Source organism: Acinetobacter sp. ME22 (genome assembly GCF_022012315.1).
GTDB classification, from domain to species: domain Bacteria; phylum Pseudomonadota; class Gammaproteobacteria; order Pseudomonadales; family Moraxellaceae; genus Acinetobacter; species Acinetobacter brisouii_A.
The window spans coordinates 1-691 of record NZ_JAKLTL010000042.1; the positions used below are offsets into that span (position 1 = coordinate 1).

Annotated in this window: 1 pseudogene; it reads right to left on the reverse strand. The window is 43.6% G+C overall.

The features are described 5' to 3' along the window. Window positions 1–548, reverse strand: a pseudogene (locus LVY74_RS17600) (LamG-like jellyroll fold domain-containing protein); the annotation flags it as partial. Window positions 549–691 lie beyond the last annotated feature (143 nt).

Sequence of the window (691 nt, forward strand, 5' to 3'; positions counted from 1 at the left end):
CCTGCCACAGCATTGTTCGGGTATTTACAGAATAACAATGTGCCTTGGGTGTCCTGTGACCCGATCATAAATAAACGACCGTTGGCAATCCCCCCTGCAATACTCTCTATCCACATTTCAGCGGTAAAGTCTGAAAGTAGCAGTTGAGTACAAGGCAATGAAAGACGGTCATAACTACCATCAAAGGCAATCGTACCGTTACTGAACTGAGGTGTGGCCAGTGATGGACTGACGATCTGAGCATCACCTTCGACTGTAATACTTCGGGCATTTGTAGATGAATCAACAATTGCAGTCGATGGGAAACTGCTGGCATCGGCAAAGATCAATGAGTCCACCAAGTTAAAGTAAGGATCATTGTTGGTGGCAGCAACGCTAATTTCTGCACTCAATTTTTCCACACCATCTTTAACAGCACCAATCTGATAAAGGTAAGTCGCTCCTTCTGTCACGCTTGAGTCTGAGTAGTTTTTAGATGTTAATCCTGTTGCAATCGCAACAACAGGATCATTCACAGTGTCTCGTCGATAAATATTGAATGTGGTCATTCATCAAAATCCCATGTCAGATCCACAGCCAGTGCTGTTTCATTCCAAGTGCCCACCAAATGATACGGTGGATCAAAGCTCACCATCAGCTCATGTTCAAATGCCTGAGTACTTGGATATCCATTTTTTAATGTATACAGCTT